This is a genomic window from Flavobacterium sp. KMS, from assembly GCF_000813005.1.
Lineage (GTDB): Bacteria > Bacteroidota > Bacteroidia > Flavobacteriales > Flavobacteriaceae > Flavobacterium.
Window position 1 is genome coordinate 358,742 of record NZ_JSYP01000011.1, and the last position, 17,802, is coordinate 376,543.

General features: G+C 34.3%; 13 protein-coding genes and 1 tRNA gene. 7 read left to right on the forward strand and 7 right to left on the reverse strand.

The window, feature by feature from the left end:
• Nucleotides 1-110 precede the first annotated feature (110 nt).
• From OA93_RS13275 to leuC, 4 genes are all read right to left on the reverse strand, one after another.
• Nucleotides 111-1,631 (reverse strand): alpha-isopropylmalate synthase regulatory domain-containing protein, encoded by a 1,521-nt coding sequence (locus OA93_RS13275; protein ID WP_039113807.1) that lies wholly within the window; start codon nucleotides 1,629-1,631, stop codon nucleotides 111-113.
• Nucleotides 1,632-1,673: 42 nt separating this feature from the next.
• Entirely contained in the window at nucleotides 1,674-2,462 is a 789-nt protein-coding gene (locus tag OA93_RS13280) for a methyltransferase domain-containing protein (protein ID WP_039113808.1), read from the reverse strand.
• 134 nt (nucleotides 2,463-2,596) lie between these two features.
• Complete coding sequence (leuD, locus tag OA93_RS13285; protein WP_039113809.1) at nucleotides 2,597-3,193, reverse strand: 3-isopropylmalate dehydratase small subunit; 597 nt, start codon at nucleotides 3,191-3,193, stop codon at nucleotides 2,597-2,599.
• 110 nt (nucleotides 3,194-3,303) lie between these two features.
• Nucleotides 3,304-4,698 (reverse strand): 3-isopropylmalate dehydratase large subunit, encoded by a 1,395-nt coding sequence (gene leuC / locus OA93_RS13290; protein ID WP_039113811.1) that lies wholly within the window; start codon nucleotides 4,696-4,698, stop codon nucleotides 3,304-3,306.
• Nucleotides 4,699-5,250: 552 nt separating this feature from the next.
• On the opposite strand from leuC, the gene OA93_RS13295 reads away from it, so the two are divergent.
• Nucleotides 5,251-5,670 (forward strand): DUF417 family protein, encoded by a 420-nt coding sequence (locus OA93_RS13295; protein WP_039113812.1) that lies wholly within the window; start codon nucleotides 5,251-5,253, stop codon nucleotides 5,668-5,670.
• Between the two features lie 106 nt (nucleotides 5,671-5,776).
• Here OA93_RS13295 and OA93_RS13300 read toward each other — a convergent pair whose 3' ends face one another.
• Both OA93_RS13300 and OA93_RS13305 read right to left on the reverse strand, forming a co-directional pair.
• Nucleotides 5,777-6,547 (reverse strand): outer membrane beta-barrel protein, encoded by a 771-nt coding sequence (locus OA93_RS13300; protein WP_039113813.1) that lies wholly within the window; start codon nucleotides 6,545-6,547, stop codon nucleotides 5,777-5,779.
• Nucleotides 6,548-6,549: 2 nt separating this feature from the next.
• The gene (locus tag OA93_RS13305) at nucleotides 6,550-6,969 is read right to left on the reverse strand and encodes a T9SS type A sorting domain-containing protein (protein WP_039113814.1); all 420 of its coding nucleotides are present in this window, start codon (nucleotides 6,967-6,969) and stop codon (nucleotides 6,550-6,552) included.
• A gap of 339 nt (nucleotides 6,970-7,308) precedes the next feature.
• Between OA93_RS13305 and dnaE the strand changes: the two genes are divergently transcribed.
• The 6 genes from dnaE to OA93_RS13335 all read left to right on the forward strand — a co-directional run bounded on the left by dnaE (nucleotide 7,309) and on the right by OA93_RS13335 (nucleotide 17,442).
• Complete coding sequence (gene dnaE / locus OA93_RS13310; RefSeq protein WP_039113815.1) at nucleotides 7,309-11,850, forward strand: DNA polymerase III subunit alpha; 4,542 nt, start codon at nucleotides 7,309-7,311, stop codon at nucleotides 11,848-11,850.
• Nucleotides 11,851-12,029: 179 nt separating this feature from the next.
• A complete protein-coding gene (locus tag OA93_RS13315; protein ID WP_039113816.1) occupies nucleotides 12,030-12,953 on the forward strand; it encodes an outer membrane beta-barrel protein in 924 nt (307 codons plus the stop codon).
• Between the two features lie 412 nt (nucleotides 12,954-13,365).
• Nucleotides 13,366-13,683: a thioredoxin gene (gene trxA, locus OA93_RS13320; protein WP_039113817.1), complete on the forward strand. Its 318-nt coding sequence runs from the start codon at nucleotides 13,366-13,368 to the stop codon at nucleotides 13,681-13,683.
• Between the two features lie 87 nt (nucleotides 13,684-13,770).
• Nucleotides 13,771-16,335: a M1 family aminopeptidase gene (locus OA93_RS13325; protein ID WP_039113818.1), complete on the forward strand. Its 2,565-nt coding sequence runs from the start codon at nucleotides 13,771-13,773 to the stop codon at nucleotides 16,333-16,335.
• Nucleotides 16,336-16,343: 8 nt separating this feature from the next.
• Nucleotides 16,344-17,282 (forward strand): DUF58 domain-containing protein, encoded by a 939-nt coding sequence (locus OA93_RS13330; RefSeq protein ID WP_039113819.1) that lies wholly within the window; start codon nucleotides 16,344-16,346, stop codon nucleotides 17,280-17,282.
• A gap of 86 nt (nucleotides 17,283-17,368) precedes the next feature.
• A tRNA-Asp gene (locus tag OA93_RS13335) sits at nucleotides 17,369-17,442 on the forward strand.
• A gap of 213 nt (nucleotides 17,443-17,655) precedes the next feature.
• Here OA93_RS13335 and OA93_RS25515 read toward each other — a convergent pair.
• Nucleotides 17,656-17,796, reverse strand: coding sequence for a transposase (locus OA93_RS25515; RefSeq protein WP_262710917.1), 141 nt, complete (start codon nucleotides 17,794-17,796; stop codon nucleotides 17,656-17,658).
• Nucleotides 17,797-17,802: the final 6 nt, after the last annotated feature.

The following is a 17,802-nucleotide window of genomic DNA, read 5'->3' on the forward strand; positions in this document are numbered from 1 at the left end:
ATTGTTTTTAGGTTTAAAGCGGCAAAGGTTCAAAGGCTCAAAGGCTCAAAGTTTAAAGCAACAAAGAAAAAACCTTTGCGCCTTTGTTACTCTGAGCCTTTGTACCTATATTAAGGAATCACATTCAACATTTTTTGTGTGGCAATAATTGCGGCAACTGTCTGATCAGAATCTAGACCTCTTGTTTTAAATTCTTTTCCGTTATTAATCCAGGTAATAATAGTCTCGCATAAAGCGTCAGAACTACTTCCTGGAGGGATACGAACAGCATAATCAATTAACTTAGGTAAAGTCATTTTTTTGCTTTTGTAGATTTTGGTCAATGCATTCATAAAAGCATCAAACTGACCATCTCCTTGTGCATGTTCTTCTATGATTTCTCCGTCAAGATTTAAGCTTAATGTTGATGATGGACGTGTCCCTTTTGAATGCATTAATACGTAAGACTGTATAGTAATTTTATCTTGATACGTATGACTGTTTAAAACGTCAGAAATGATGTATGGTAAATCTTCTTTGGTAACCGTTTCTTTTTTGTCGCCTAATTCGATAATACGTTGAGTAACCAATTTTAAATCCTCTTGATTTAGTTTTAATCCTAATTCCTGAAGATTCTTTTCAATGTTGGCTTTTCCAGAGGTTTTCCCGAGAGCGTATTTGCGTTTTCTTCCAAAACGTTCTGGAAGTAAATCACTAAAATATAAGTTGTTTTTATTGTCACCATCGGCATGAATTCCTGCAGTTTGGGTGAAAACATTATCTCCAACAATTGGTTTGTTGGCAGGGATTCTGTAGCCAGTAAAGGTTTCTACCAATTTGCTCACCGAGTATAAAGAAGTTTCTTTGATATTAATACTTACTTCTGGTAAATAATCATTGATTACGGCAACAGTACTTTCGAGAGGAGCATTTCCTGCACGTTCCCCCATTCCGTTTACAGTAACATGAAGTCCTTTAATGCCTGCTTTTACAGCTTCCATTACATTGGCTACACTTAAATCATAATCATTATGTGCATGAAAATCAAAATGGATACTTGGATATTTTGCAGTAATTTTTGAAATAAATTCGAAAGTTTGAGCAGGAATCAATACACCTAAAGTATCAGGAAGCAAAATTCTTTTGATGGGTTGTGTTGCTAAAAAAGCCAGAAAATCAAAAACGTATTCGGGAGAATTTCGCATTCCGTTGCTCCAATCTTCCAGATATACATTTGTTTCGATGTCGTTTTCTTTTGCTAAAGCAATACTTGTTGCAATTTCTGCAAAATGTTGTTCAGGTGTTTTTTTTAACTGATGTATAAGGTGGTTCATAGAACCTTTAGTTAATAAGTTCTGAACTTTAGCTCCAGCTTTTTTCATCCATTCGATAGAAACGCCACCATCTACAAAAGATAATACTTCAATTCTTTTAATGTAACCTCTTTCTTCTGCCCAAGATGTTATACTTTTTACTGCCTGAAATTCTCCTTCGCTTACGCGAGCAGAGGCAATTTCTATTCGATCAATATTTAATTCTTCTAATAGTAATTGTGCAATGGTTAGTTTTTCTGCTGCAGAAAAAGATACTCCCGATGTTTGTTCGCCATCACGGAGCGTCGTGTCCATTATTTCAATTTTTCTTTTTTTCATATTGATTTCTGTATTTCTTTTAAAGTGAAATTATAGTTGTTGTTATAATTTTCCTCTCACTTCATTTAACTTCATTGTCATTGAAATAGCTGAATTTTCGATCCAGTTATTGTATTCTTCGATTGTTTTTAATCTTAATTCGTTATCTAAATAATCTTCCTCAACCATTTGACTGGAATCTGCAACTTTAGACCAAATCCCTATTTTTGATTTAAAATCAGAATCTTCATTATGATAAGCTTCGTCTGAATTTATTTTCTCGATAGAATGAAAACCTGCTTCTTTTAATAATTGAGGTAGATCTTCGCCTATCTTATTATTCATTCCGGCATCTGCTCGCCATTTCAAAAAAGTTTTATAAAATTCCTGCATGCTTTCCGGTGGTAATGGATTCCAGATTAAATTAGTGTGATCATAATCCAGAATTGATATTTGACCGTTTGGCTTTAATAATGATTTCATTTTTATTAAAGCTTCTTTAGGATTGCTTAACCATTGTAATGTTCTGGCAGAAACGATTAAATCAAATTTTGTGTCTGGATTGTATTCAAATAAATCAACCGCAATTAATTCTAGATTAGAGACTGATTGATAAGATTCTTTGCCGCTTTTTATGAAAATTTCTGTATTGTCAATTGCAATAACCTTTCCGTTAGGGCCAATAGTATTTGCAATATCTTTTGAAATTGAACCTGTTCCGCACCCAATATCTAAAATCGTCATTCCGGGTTTTAAAATCTGAATCAGATTTCGATAATCTTTTGATAAACTTCTATCGTCAAATATTTTTGTCGCGTTTTCGTCCCTTTTAATATGTTTATTGCCTTTCATTTACAATAGGATTATTTTTAAAACTTATTTCGATGTTGGATTATTTTCTGAAATATTTTTTCGGTCGATTTAATTTAGAAAGACCCGACAGGTTTCGAAAACCTGTCGGGTCTAGTAGATCGAACGAGATTTTATTAATAAGGAAGTTTATCGGCAAAAGCCACAATATCTTCTTTGATGTTTTGTAAATAATCAATGTCATCAAAGCCATTAATCATATTATTCTTTTTGTATCCATTAATCGCAAAAGATTCTGATTGACCAGTTGCTAATAATGTAATAGTTTGATTTGGTAAGTTGATTTCTAATTCCGTTTTTGGATCAGCTTCAATTGCTTTAAAAATTGTATCAGCAAATTCAGGGCTAACTTGTACAGGAAGAACTCCAATATTTAAGCAGTTTCCCTTAAAGATATCTGCAAAGAAACTAGATACTACAGCTCTAAATCCGTAATCGTAAACTGCCCAAGCAGCATGTTCTCTAGAAGATCCTGAACCAAAGTTTTTTCCTCCAACTAAGATTTTTCCGCTATAAGTAGAATCGTTTAAAACGAAATCAGCTTTTGGAGAATCATCGCCATTATATCTCCAATCTCTAAAAAGATTGTCTCCAAAACCTTCACGTTTTGTAGCTTTTAAGAAACGAGCCGGAATGATTTGATCGGTATCTACGTTTTCTATCGGTAGCGGCACTGCACTACTAGTAAGTATATTAAATTTATCGTATGCCATTTTGATATCTGCTTTAGGCTGTAGGCTATAAGCTTTAGGCTTTTCCTACAGGGTGTATTATGTATTGTTTTTTTTGCTTAAAGCCTATTGCTTAAAGCTTTTAGCGAGAATTAAAATAACTCCCTCGGGTCTGTCAGTTTTCCTGTCACGGCTGCTGCTGCTGCCATAATCGGACTAGCCAAAAGTGTTCTTGAGCCAGGACCTTGACGACCTTCAAAGTTTCTATTAGATGTACTTACTGCATATTTTCCAGCAGGAACTTTATCATCGTTCATAGCTAAACAAGCAGAACAACCAGGCTGACGTAATACAAAACCTGCTTCGGTTAAGATTTCTAAAAGACCTTCTTCTTTAATTTGTGCTTCAACAACATGAGATCCCGGAACTAACCAAGCAGTTACATTATCAGCTTTTTTGCGTCCTTTTACAATTTCTGTAAAAGCTCTAAAATCTTCAATACGTCCATTAGTACAACTTCCTAAGAATACAAAGTCGATTGGTTTTCCAATCATTACATCATTTTCTTGAAAGCCCATGTAAGCCAAAGATTTTTTATAAGTTTCCTCGCCGCCTTCAACTTGGTTGGCGTTCGGAATATTTTTAGAGATACCAATTCCCATTCCTGGATTAGTACCGTAAGTAATCATCGGTTCGATATCTGCTGCATTAATGTTTAATTCAGCATCAAAAACTGCATCAGCATCAGTTTTTAAAGTTTTCCAATAAGCAACCGCTTTATCCCAAGCTTCACCTTTTGGTGCATATAATCTTCCTTCAAGGAAATCGAATGTTTTTTGGTCTGGAGCAATCATTCCTCCACGAGCTCCCATTTCGATACTTAAATTACAAACAGTCATACGACCTTCCATGGTCATGTTTTCAAAAACATTTCCTGCATATTCAACAAAATATCCAGTACCTCCAGAAGTAGTTAATTGAGCAATAATATAAAGAGCAACATCTTTTGGTCCTACACCTTTACTTAATTCGCCATTTACGTTGATACGCATTTTCTTTGGCTTTGGTTGCATGATACATTGAGTAGATAAAACCATTTCAACCTCAGAAGTTCCAATACCAAATGCAATCGCTCCAAAAGCACCGTGAGTAGAAGTATGTGAATCTCCACAAACAATAGTTGCACCAGGAAGTGTGATTCCATTTTCAGGACCTACAACGTGAACGATTCCGTTTTTTTTGTGACCTAAACCCCAGTGAGAAATTCCGTATTCGGCTGCGTTATCTTCTAATGCTTTTAGCTGATTAGCAGATAAAGCATCTTCAACAGGTAAATGCTGATTTATAGTTGGTGTGTTGTGATCGGCAGTTGCAAAAGTGCGTTCTGGGTATAAAACCGAAATGCCTCTGGATTTTAATCCTAAAAAAGCAACAGGACTTGTAACTTCATGAATAAAGTGACGGTCAATGAAAAACACATCGGGTCCATCTTCAATTTTACGCACAACGTGCGAATCCCATACTTTGTCGAATAATGTAGTACTCATTTTTAACTATTTTTTAATTGTAATTTCCATGTAATCATAAGAGGATAACAAAATTAGAAAAAGAATCAAAAGTGAAAATTGGCATATTCGATTATATACGATACCCAAACTTAAATACAAATTATAAACTCGTTCGCTTTGTTTGATATTCGTTAAGGTGTTAAATTTTTCTTTGCTTTTCTCTTTCTCTTTTTAATTAGGTTGCTTTTGATTGTTGTAGAGGTTGCTAATTTGTGGATTTATTGCTATTTAGCTGTGTTTAAAGCGGTTTTAGAATAAATAATATAACAAAATGTGGAAAAATAATAGTAAATAATAATTCTTTCTTTTGATTAAAGCAGTTTAAAAATGAAGTAATTGGATGTTTTATTCGGTTAAAACTATTCTATATAAAGCTGTTTTTTTAATTGCATTTTACGACATCCAAGAAATGTATTTTTTGTTTTTTAGAATGAAGTTAAAATCAATTTGAGTGATTATGACGGGTAGCTGACAATTACTTTTTAAAAGGATTACTAATATTGAAAATTCTAATTTTAAAAAAATAATGTCATGAATTTAAATCAAATTGCTTACAGAATTGGAGTTATTGGAACCGTAATTATTTTAGTTTGGGTTGGACTTTTTAAGTTTACAGCTGCCGAAGCTGGAGCAATAAAAGGCTTAGTCGAAAATCATTTTGCAATGAGTTGGATGTACAGAGTAATGTCGGTGCAAGTTGTTTCTAATGTTATTGGAGTTTTTGAAGTCTTTACTGGGGTTGGACTATTGTTTTCTTTATTTTATAGAAAAATCGGAATCTACGCAGGAGCAGCTTCGGCTGTTATATTTATTACAACTTTAAGTTTCCTAATTACAACTCCAGGTGTTTTTAGAAGTGTGGAGGGGTTTCTTGTAACAGACTTTTTTATTTTGAAAGATATTCCTTATTTGGCAATTTCTTTGATGGTGTATGCGAAAAACAAGGAGTAAATAAAAGAAATTTTACCCATTCAATATAAAAGAAAATAATCAATCCAAATTATCAAAAACATAACGAGTTTTAATAATTTGGATTGATTATTATAGCTACTAATCCTTACAATCGATGTGGGCTTTTATCAAAGCGATCATTTATTGAAAAATGATATTGCAGACCCAATTCTAACCCAATTCGTAAATTATGTGTAGTTTTTTTAGAATCATTCCAATCAGGTGTGTCTGAATAGTAAGGGAAATTATCTGCAGAAGTGAAATCATATTCATATCTTAAATTTGTAGAATAGGAAATTTTATCTGACAGAAAACCTTTTAAACCAATTGAACCAATTATACCAAATAAAGTTTTTTTGTGCATTTTTCCTTTGTCACTATAATATTGATTTCTTTCTGGATGTTGATAAGAAATATATTCACCATAATCTGAAGTATGTGTTCTTATTTCATATTCATCTTCTGCAATTGTTTTATAATATTTCAGAAAAGAAAACTGTATTCCTTGATTAAATGTTAAAAATAATTTCTCTTTTAAGTGATAATAATATTGAACAGTTATGGGAGTTTTATAATACTCAAAACTTGATTTTATACTTGTATTGTCTCCAACGACATCAAAAAAGTATTTTTCGTTTTGTTTCGAATATTCAAACCCAGTTTTTACACCCCAACTGTCATTCCAGTTTTTTTCAATTGTGAGTCCAAAACCAAAACCATTTGGCAAATCTTGTTTGTCTTTATTATAAAGGAAGTTTGAATTTATTCTAGTGAAAAAGAAAGGATTCAAATTTATTCCAACTTGCCAATCAGTTATATCTTGAGCATTTCCCGCAAAGGAAATACTCAAGATCATGGCAATTACTAAGTTTTTCATGTTTAATTGTTTAAAATTATTTTGCCCGTTATGACATTCTTTTCAGTTATTACTTTTAAAATATAAATCCCTCCTTTTAGTTTGCTTGAAAGCTCAATTTGCAATTCATCTTGATTGTAGAATTTAGATTCTTGAACTAATTTCTGATTTTGATTAAAAATCTGATAATTGCTAGAAAGTATTTCTGGAAGTTTTATTGTAATATTTCCGTTTGTAGGATTTAGTGAAATTATAATTTCTGAAATCTCACTTTCTGGAGCTAATCTTGCTTGAAAACAAGGAGTTGGTGTGTCTAAGGAGTATATTTCACTAGCTATAGCTCCAGTATAGGAGTTAGCATAAGTGACAGTAACATTAACGTTTCTTGACACGGTAGGATGCGCCATTATAGGCGGAGTAACTCTTATGCTTCCATAAAACATAAAACTAAAGTTTTTTCATATAAATTAATTTCTTTTAGAGTTTAAAGGCTTCAAAAGTAACTTGTGCTACATTCTTTTTGTTGTATTTTCTTACTCTACTTCAATACTATATTATCTGTTTTGGACAGAAAAATCTGTTTTGGTTGCGATGTATATTTTTATTTTTAAGTTGTCATTTTGCTCTCCCTTGTTGATAACTTCCTTTTTTAATAGCTCAAAAAAAGACTAAATTTGTAGTTCCTCCATTTTCCATCCAGCGATTTTATTTAGTTCTTGTTATCAGGGATTTAGAATAGAGATAATTGGAATTTGGAATTTTAATTTTGTCTTTTTAAGCTTATGTATTTAATATTCGATACCGAAACTACTGGATTACCAAAACGTTGGGATGCTCCAATAACCGATTCTGATAACTGGCCTCGCTGTATTCAGATCGCTTGGCAGCTTCATGACGAAATGGGGCAATTAATCGAACATCAGGATTACTTGGTAAAACCTGAAGGATTTAATATTCCGTATGATGCCGAGCGTATTCACGGAATTTCTACAGAGTTGGCTGAAGCCGATGGAATCACATTGGCAGAAGTTCTGGAGAAATTTAATATTGCATTAAGCAAGACTAAATTTATTGTAGGTCAGAATTTAGGTTTTGACGTTAATATTATGGGAGCCGAGTTTCATAGAATGGGCGTGGAATCTCCAATGAGTTCTATGCCAGTTTTGGATACATGTACTGAGGTTACTGCTTCATTATTAAAGCTTCCGGGAGGTCGTGGTGGAAGATTTAAGTTGCCAACGTTAACAGAATTACATAGTTATCTTTTTGAAAAACCTTTCGCAGAAGCACACAACGCAACTGCCGATGTTGAGGCAACCACGCGTTGTTTTTTGGAGTTAATAAGAAGAGAGGTTTTTACCAAAGAAGAATTGGATGTTCCGAAGGATTATTTCAAGGAATTTCAGAATAGAAATCCTCAGGAATTTCCGTTAATTGGTTTAAAACACATCAATTTAAAAGCAGCTTCTGATAAAATCAGAGAGCAATTAAAAGCTCTGGAATCTGTTGGTAATGAAACTACAGTTTCACATTCTGACAGAGAAGATTTTAAAGCGGCAAAATATTCGCATTTACACAACCATACGCAGTTTTCGGTTTTGCAATCGACTATTGGGATTGGTAATATTGTTTCGGCTACAGCCAAAAACGGAATGCCAGCCGTTGCTATGACCGATACAGGAAACATGATGGGGGCTTTTCATTTTGTGAGCGCCGTTATGAATCATAATAAAGCTGCTTCTGGAAAAAATAAAGCTTTGGTTGAGGCTGGTGAAGAACCAACAGAAACTGAGATAAAACCAATCGTGGGTTGTGAGTTTAATGTTTGTGATAACCACTTAGATAAAACCAAGAAAGACAACGGAAATCAGGTCGTATTATTAGCCAAAAATAAAAAAGGGTATCACAATTTGGCAAAAATGTCATCGATTGCCTTTACGAATGGGTTTTATTATGTTCCCAGAATTGACCGTGCTATTGTTGAAAAATACAAAGAAGATATCATGGTTTTATCTGGGAATTTATACGGAGAGATCCAAAGTAAAATTCTGAATGTTGGTGAAAACCAAGCTGAAGAAGCTTTGATTTGGTGGAAAGAACAATTTGGAGATGACTTTTATCTTGAAGTCATGCGCCACAATCAGGAAGATGAAAATCGTGTGAATAAAACGCTGATTGAGTTTTCTAAAAAACACAATGTCAAATTAATTGCGACAAATAATACTTATTATTTAAATAAAGAAGATGCCAATGCACACGATATTTTATTGTGTGTAAAAGATGGTGAAAAACAAGCTACGCCAATTGGTCGTGGTCGTGGATATCGTTACGGATTACCAAATCAGGAGTACTATTATAAGTCGCCTGATGAGATGAAAAAACTCTTTGCCGATTTACCAGAAGCGATTATCAATATTCAGGAAATTGTAGATAAGGTCGAGATTTATTCGCTTTATCGTGATGTATTGCTTCCTAAATTTGATATTCCTGAGGAGTTTGTAGTTGTCGAGGATGAAGCTGATGGTGGAGTTAGAGGTGAAAATAAATATTTGCGTCACCTTACTATGGTTGGTGCAAAAAAGAGATATGGAGAAATTACAGAATCTATTCAGGAACGTTTAGACTTTGAGTTATTAACGATTTCGAATTCTGGTTATCCGGGTTATTTCTTGATTGTTCAGGATTTTATCGCTGAAGCCAGAAATATGGACGTTTCGGTAGGACCTGGTCGTGGATCGGCTGCTGGATCTGCGGTAGCATATTGTTTAGGAATTACGAATATTGACCCAATTAAGTATGATTTGCTTTTTGAGCGTTTCCTTAATCCGGATCGTGTATCCATGCCCGATATTGATATCGATTTTGATGATGAGGGTCGTGGTCGTGTTATGGATTATGTAATTAATAAATACGGGCAGAATCAGGTTGCGCAAATTATTACGTATGGTAAAATGGCAACCAAATCGGCGATTCGTGATACGGCTCGTGTACTAGATTTGCCATTGTTTGAGGCCGATAGAATTGCAAAACTGATTCCGGGAATGATGCCGTCTAAATGGAATTTAGCGCGTTTTATTTCTGAAAGTGAGGAGGAAGTTAAAAAAGCACTTCGTTCGGATGAATTTGAGAATGTAAAAGAGTTAATTGCCATTGCCAATGAAGATGATTTGGCTGGTGAAACAATTCAACAAGCAAAAATCCTTGAAGGGTCGATGCGAAATACCGGAATTCATGCCTGTGGTGTAATTATTACGCCATCGGATATTACGAATTTCGTTCCTGTTACTACAGCAAAAGATTCTGATTTATATGTAACACAGTTTGATAACTCAGTTGCCGAAAGTGCAGGATTGCTAAAGATGGACTTCTTGGGTCTGAAGACCCTTACCTTGATAAAAGATACTGTTAAACTAGTAAAATATAGAAACGGAATCGACTTAGATCCCGATACTTTTCCGATTGATGATGTTGAGACGTATGCTCTTTTCCAGAGAGGAGAAACAGTTGGAATCTTCCAATATGAGTCACCCGGAATGCAGAAATACATGAAGGATCTGAAGCCTACGGTTTTTGGAGATTTAATTGCCATGAATGCCTTGTATCGTCCGGGACCATTAGAGTATATTCCATCTTTCGTAAGAAGAAAAAATGGCGAAGAAGAAATCAAATACGATTTAGATGCCTGTGAGGAATATTTGGGAGAAACCTACGGAATTACGGTTTACCAAGAGCAGGTAATGCTTTTGTCGCAATCGCTGGCTGACTTTACAAAAGGTGAGGCCGACGTTTTGCGTAAGGCGATGGGTAAGAAACAAAAAGATGTACTGGATAAAATGAAGCCTAAGTTCGTAGAACAAGCGGCTAAGAAAGGTCATGATGCAAAAGTTCTGGAGAAAATTTGGAAAGACTGGGAAGCATTTGCGAGTTACGCCTTTAATAAATCGCACTCGACTTGTTATGCCTGGATTGCTTACCAAACGGCATACTTAAAAGCGCATTATCCTGCTGAATATATGGCTGCGGTACTTTCTAATAATATGAACGACATTAAGCAGGTTTCGTTTTTTATGGAAGAATGTAAACGAATGGGATTACAGGTTTTAGGACCAGATGTAAACGAGTCGTTTTATAAGTTTACTGTAAATGATGAATATGCTGTGCGTTTTGGAATGGGAGCTATCAAAGGAGTAGGTTCTGGAGCAGTGGCAACAATTGTAGAAAGTAGAAAAGACGGTAGATATAAATCGATTTTTGATTTAGCTAAACGAATAGATTTGCGTGCTGCGAATAAAAAAGCAATCGAAAATCTGGCTTTGGCTGGTGGTTTTGATTCGTTTGAAGGAACTACAAGAGCACAATATTTTCATGATGATGGAGACGGAATTACTTTTTATGAAAAGGCAATTCGTTATGGATCCAAGTTTCAGGAAAATGAAAATTCATCGCAAGTGAGTTTGTTTGGAGAAACAAGCGAAGTGCAAATTGCCGAGCCTGTTGTGCCTCCGTGTGAAGACTGGAGTACGATGGAAAAACTGGCTAAGGAGAAGGAAGTTGTTGGGATTTATATCTCTGGACATCCTCTTGACGATTTTAGATTTGAGATGAAATACTTTTGTAATGCGAGATTAGAATCGCTGAAAAGTATGAATGAATATGTGGGTAAAAATCTAAATTTTGCAGGAATTATAAATAACGTGCAACACCGTGTGGCGAAAAACGGAAAAGGCTGGGCGGTATTTAATTTAGAAGGATATGATGAAAGTTATGAGTTTAAGATTTTTGGTGAAGAATACCTGAAATTCCGCCATTTCCTGATTCAGAATAATTTTGCTTTCCTGAAAATATTAATAAAAGACGGATGGGTAAATCATGATACAGGTAAAAAATCTGATCCAAGAATGCAATTTGTCGAAATAAGACAATTGCAGGATATTCTGGAAGCTTTTGCTAAAAAGTTGATTTTATTGTTGAACATAAAAGATTTACATGAAGATTTTATTCATAGGTTGAGTCATTTGTTTAGTGAGAATAAAGGCGATAATCAGGTGACTTTTGAAATCATGGAATTAGAAAAAGTAAAACGCTTGGTTCGGGTTGAAACAAATAATGAGTTTGAAGAAACTGAAGATGCTGTTTTTGTCGATGAAAATGACGAAAATGATACTGATGAAGTTGCTGCTACAAAAACACCTGAGGTTACTGAGGTGGAAGAAATAAGTGTGGTTACTAAGTTGACTATGCCGAGTAGAAGGTTAAAAATTAAGATTTCGACTGAGTTATTGCAAGAATTAGAGAAAATGCAGATAAATTTTAAGCTGAATTAAATTTTAACAGTTAAAATTTTAAATAATGTGTTTTTTTTACGTTAAAATTATGCATGCATACTATTTTTTTAGTATCATTGTGTTGAATTACAACGATTGCGCTCCTATTGCCCCAATGCATAAAGAGAACATTCTGTTAAATTATTTTATGTTTGTATAAATTATTTAAGAAAAAAATTATGAAAAAGAACCTTTTTTTATTAGGATTAATGGTTTGTTCTATGACTATGGTAGCTCAAACTGAAACACAAAAACCAGAAAGCTGGTATTTTAAATTAGGCGGGTCATATTTCTTGCAAACTGCCGCAACTGAGTTTCCTACAGTAGGAGGAAATCTTCCTTTGGATAGAACTTACGTTGGGGGTAAGTTAGTTTCTGAAGAAAGTGTTACAGGTTCTTTTGGTGAAGGTTTTAGAACTGGCGTTACTGCGGGTTATAGATTTAATGCTCGTTTAGGGGTTGAGTTAGGGGTTAATTATTACACTAGTAATGATAAAACAATGGCGCAAACCAGATCAGATGTGCCTATTACGCCAGCTGGAGTGTATAGTTTTAAATCAGTAGGTCAAATTACTGCTTTTGATTTAGCGCCTGCATTAGTATTATTTTTAGGAGAGCACAAAGGTTTTGAGCCGTATACTAAAGTTGGGGTTTTAGTTCCTATTCATGGAGATTTAGAAATCACTACTGATGCATACGCACCGATCGCTTTTGCACCAACGGGAGCTCCAATTGCTTTTGGAGATGTTCGTAGCGTTGATAAAGTAAAACCAAATCCTACTATTGGGTTTGTTGCTGCTTTAGGAACATCATATAAATTAGGAAAAAACATTTCGGTTTTTGCTGAATTAGAATACCGTAACTTTACTGTACACGGAAAAACTAAAGAAACTACTGAATTTACTGTTAATGGAAAAGATGCTTTAGCAACTAGATCAACTTCTCAAATACATACAAATTACAGAAGTTCTTTAAATACAACTTCTAATAATGCTTTGACAAATCCTAATGGTGTTGATAAAACACAAGCAATGGATGAATTAAGCTCTTACGTTGGTATTTCAGGTTTAGGTCTTACTTTAGGTCTTAAATATAGTTTGTAATATAATTACTTTAATAGTTTTAGAAAAGAGGATGTTCGAAAGAATATCCTCTTTTTTGTTTTCATTCTAATTAGGAATCTATTGTGTTTTTTAGCTTTTTGGTATTGAGTTAAAGTGTGATAAAGTAGAAAAGACTCTTGTGGATTGCTAATGTTCTAGCCCTGATAGAAGCGGTATCCTTTTAAGGCTTTCTTTAAGCCGTAAAAGATATAGCTGATAGCAGGATTAAGCTCCAGAAATTGCTTAAATAACGATAGAAGTATAGAAATTTGTAATGCGTTTATAATGAAAACTAATTTGTAAATTGAGGTGAATTGATTTTAAATTTCTAAATTTGTACTCGAGTTTGAAACTCATTAAAAATTGTCCCCCGAAGCGAAGTCTGAGGGTTAAACTTTAAACAAAAAAGAAAATGGCATTAGCAATAACAGACGCTACTTTTGATGAAGTAGTTTTGAAATCAGATAAACCAGTTATGGTTGACTTTTGGGCAGCATGGTGTGGGCCTTGTAGAATGGTTGGACCAATCATCGACGAATTAAGCACTGAATATGCTGGAAAAGTAGTAGTAGGAAAAGTAGACGTAGATGCAAACCAAGAATTTGCTGCAAAATACGGTGTACGTAATATTCCAACTGTTTTGGTTTTTCATAACGGTGAAGTAGTAGGTAAACAAGTAGGAGTTGCTCCGAAACAAACTTACGCAGATAGTTTAGACGCATTGTTGTAATCGAATCCGATTATAATTTATATAGAAAGGTTTGGCGAAAGTCAAACCTTTTTTTATTTTTAACGAATATCAATACCTATTCCTAAAATGAAAATTATTTACTGCTTCCTTAGTTTCTTTGTCCTAACTAGTATTTGTTGGTCTCAATCTGTAAAAAAGAAAGAGTTTATATTGGAAAAAGGAGTTTCTGAGGAATTGGCGATCTTCCGAAAACAGCAAATCTCGGATGTAACGTATGAATTAGCGTTTGCAATTCCTGATAAAAAAGACCAGCAGATTGTTTCGGGTCTTGCTGTAGAGTTTAAATTGTTGGATTTAAGTCGCCCTGTGTATTTAGATTTTAATGAAAAATCGCAGAATCTAAAATCGATTCTTGTAAACGGCAAAAATGTTGCTATTGTGCATGAGAAAGAACATATCGTTATTTCTGAAAAGAGCTTAGTGAAAGGTAATAATAAAGTCGAAATTTTATTTATAGCTGGAGATTTATCGTTGAACAGGAATGATGATTTTCTTTATACGCTGTTAGTTCCTGATAGAGCTAGTACGTTGTTTCCTTGTTTTGACCAGCCAGATATTAAAGCAACTTATGTGCTTAGTCTTACTGTGCCAAAGGATTGGGCTGTTCTTGCTGGTGCGAGTGTAGAAGAGAAGTTTGATAAGGAAGAAACGGTTACTTATAAGTTTGGGAAATCAGACAAAATGAGTACTTATTTGTTTTCGTTTGTGGCTGGTCAATTTAAAAAAGTCACCGAAAACCCTCGTGGTAATAGGTCGATGACAATGTTATACAGGGAAAATAATCCCGATAAAATAAAAGCAAGTACAGATACTATTTTTAATTTACATCAGCAATCATTAGGTTTCTTGGAGCAATATACACAATATCCGTTTCCTTTTCAGAAGTTGGATTTTGCCTCGATTCCTGTATTTCAATATGGAGGAATGGAGCATGTGGGAGCTATTCAGTATAAAGAGTCTTCTTTGTTTTTGGATAACAGCGCTACTGATAGCGAGAAATTGAATAGAGCTAAGCTTATTGCTCACGAAACAGCTCATATGTGGTTTGGTGATTTGGTGACTATGAAATGGTTTGATGATGTATGGATGAAAGAGGTTTTTGCAAATTTTATGGCAGACAAAATCATGAATCCAATTTTTCCGAAGGTAAATCATGGTTTACAGTTTTTAACAGCTCATTATCCTAGTGCGTATGACGAAGATAGGTCTGCGGGAACACATCCGATTAAGCAAAAATTAGCAAATCTTAAAAACGCAGGATCGCTTTACGGAAGTATCATTTATAATAAAGCGCCAATTATGATGCGTCAATTAGAAGCTTCGATGGGAGAAGAGGCTTTTAAGAAAGGTATTCAGAAGTATATTGAGAAATATGCTAATGATAATGCTAATTGGGAGAATTTAGTTGAAATTCTGGATGCTGAATCTCCATTGGACATTAAGAAATGGAGTGATGTTTGGGTTAATAAATCGGGAAGACCTATTCTTACAGCGCATATTGAGTATGATTCTGGAAATCGTATACAACGTTTTGAGATTAATCAACAGGCAGAGGATAAATCGAATAATCTTTGGCCGCAGCTTTTTGATATAGGATTGGTTTATCCTGATGGAGTTAAGGTGGTTAAAGTTGATGTAAAAGATAAAATAACAAAGGTAGATGGTATTTTAGGTTTGGCTAAGCCAATGACAATTATATATAATTATAATGGGTTGGGTTATGGTGTTTTTCCTGTAGATGTAAATAATCTGGATTATACAACAATAAACGATGAGGTAGCAAGAGCTTATAGTTATATTAATCTTTATGAAAACATGCTAGCGGGTACGGTTGCTCCTGCAAAGACTTTTGATGCTTGTTTGGAAGGAATTAAAGTCGAGCAAAATGAATTGGTTATTAAGATATTATCAAGTCAATTAAATACTATTTTTTGGAAATTCCTTGGGGATAAGCAACAAAGTATAAATCAGCAAAAGCTTGAGGAGGTTGTTTATAGTCGTTTACAAACGGATTTGCCAAAAAATATTAAAAAGACGTTGTTTAGTTTGTTTAGTTCTATTGCTTATTCTGATACAGGAAAGGAAAAATTATACCGAATATGGAGTAAGGAAGAGGTAATTGCTAATTTAAAATTAAATGAAGATGATTATACAAGTATGGCTATGAATTTGGCTATATTTAAACATCAAAAGGCGGATGAGATTTTAAGTAAAACAAGAGCAGAGATTAGTAATCCAGATAAGCAAAAGCGATTTGATTTCTTGCTTCCGTCTTTATCAAAAGAAGATTCTGTTAGAGGAGCTTTTATGATGTCTTTAAAAGACGAGAAAAACAGAGAGAAGGAATCTTGGGTTTCGGTTGCTTTGGCAAATGTGCATCATCCGTTACGTCAGGAAAGTGCTCAGAAATATATTAGGTTTTCATTGGATTTAGTGAGTGAGATTCAGCGAACAGGAGATATTTTCTTTCCAAAAGACTGGTTGAATAATACTATTGGGAAATATTCGTCGAAATATGCTTTTGATGAAGTGCAGCGATTTTTAAAAGAAAATCCTAATTTTAGTCCAATATTAAAGAGAAAGTTGCTGCAATCGACAGATGGTTTGTATCGAGCGCAAAAAATAAAATAAGAAATCGAATGAAGATTGAATCGCAAATAGAGAAAATTTCTAGTTTTCAGCATCTTGAGATGTTGGCTAATCAGGTTGTGGAAGGTTTTATTTCGGGAATGCATAAAAGTCCGTTTCACGGTTTCTCGGCAGAATTTGCTGAGCATAAAGTGTATAATGTTGGCGAAAGCACAAAGCATATCGACTGGAAATTGTATGCCAAGACAGACCGTTTGTATGCAAAGCGATTTGAAGAAGAAACAAACTTGCGTTGTCATTTAATTATAGATAACTCGGCATCGATGCATTATCCTGATTTAAAAGCAAATCAATCTTTTTATGAGAATAAAATAGGATTCTCGGTTTTGGCATCGGCAGTTTTAATGAATATTTTAAAGAAACAACGTGATGCAGTAGGCTTGAGTGTGTTTTCAGATAGTTATGAGTATTACGCACCCGAAAAGGGGAGTGATCGTCATCATAGAATGTTGCTTAATAAACTGGAAGAACTTCTGGAAAAACCTAAGACGAGTAAAAAAACAGATACGGTTACGTATTTGCATCAAATTGCGGAGAAAATCCACAGGCGTTCGATGATTGTCCTATTTACAGATATGTTTCAGTCTAGTGGTGATGTGTCGGGAGAGGAATTATTGTTTAATGCATTGCAACATCTTAAACATAATAAGCATAAAGTGGTTTTGTTTCATGTAATAGATAAGGAAACAGAAGTGAAATTTGACTTTGATAATGCGCCACGCAAATTTATTGACCTGGAAACTGGTGAAGAAGTGGCTGTTTTTGCTGATAATGTGAAAGTAGAATATGAAAAAGAGGTAGAAAGTTATTTTAAGAGACTGGCTTTAACTTGTGCTCAGAACAGAATTAAGTATGTTCCGGTCGCAGTGGGTGATAATTTTGAAAAAATATTAACTACTTACTTGGTTGAAAAACAAAACTTTGGGTAATAAGTAAAAAAATAAATTAAAATTTTTTACAAAAAGGCTTGCAGAAACGAAATTCTATACTATCTTTGCAACCGCAATAACGCAGAGGTTTGGTAGTTCAGTTGGTTAGAATACATGCCTGTCACGCATGGGGTCGCGGGTTCGAGTCCCGTCCAGACCGCAATATTGGGAAAAGCCTTTCTTTATAGAAAGGCTTTTTTGCCCAAATACGGTATCTAAGATTAGTTGTGTTGTTTGGTCGGCCTTGTAAGCTGACCGGGTTTAGTAGTTAGACCAATGAAAAGCTTTCCACTTTTGTGGATGGCTTTTTTGATTTAAGACCTTTTTGGTTTGGGAGATTAACGGATCAGGGATCAGGTTCAAAAGTTGGGGATTAAGCAAAAAGATTAGATAATCTGAACAAGAAGAAATCTATATTTCTTACACCTCTGAATTGTGATCTAAATGCTTTAATTTTTGCATTAAAAGATTCAGCCGAAGCATTGGTACTTCTATTATCAAAATAGTTTAAGATTGACTG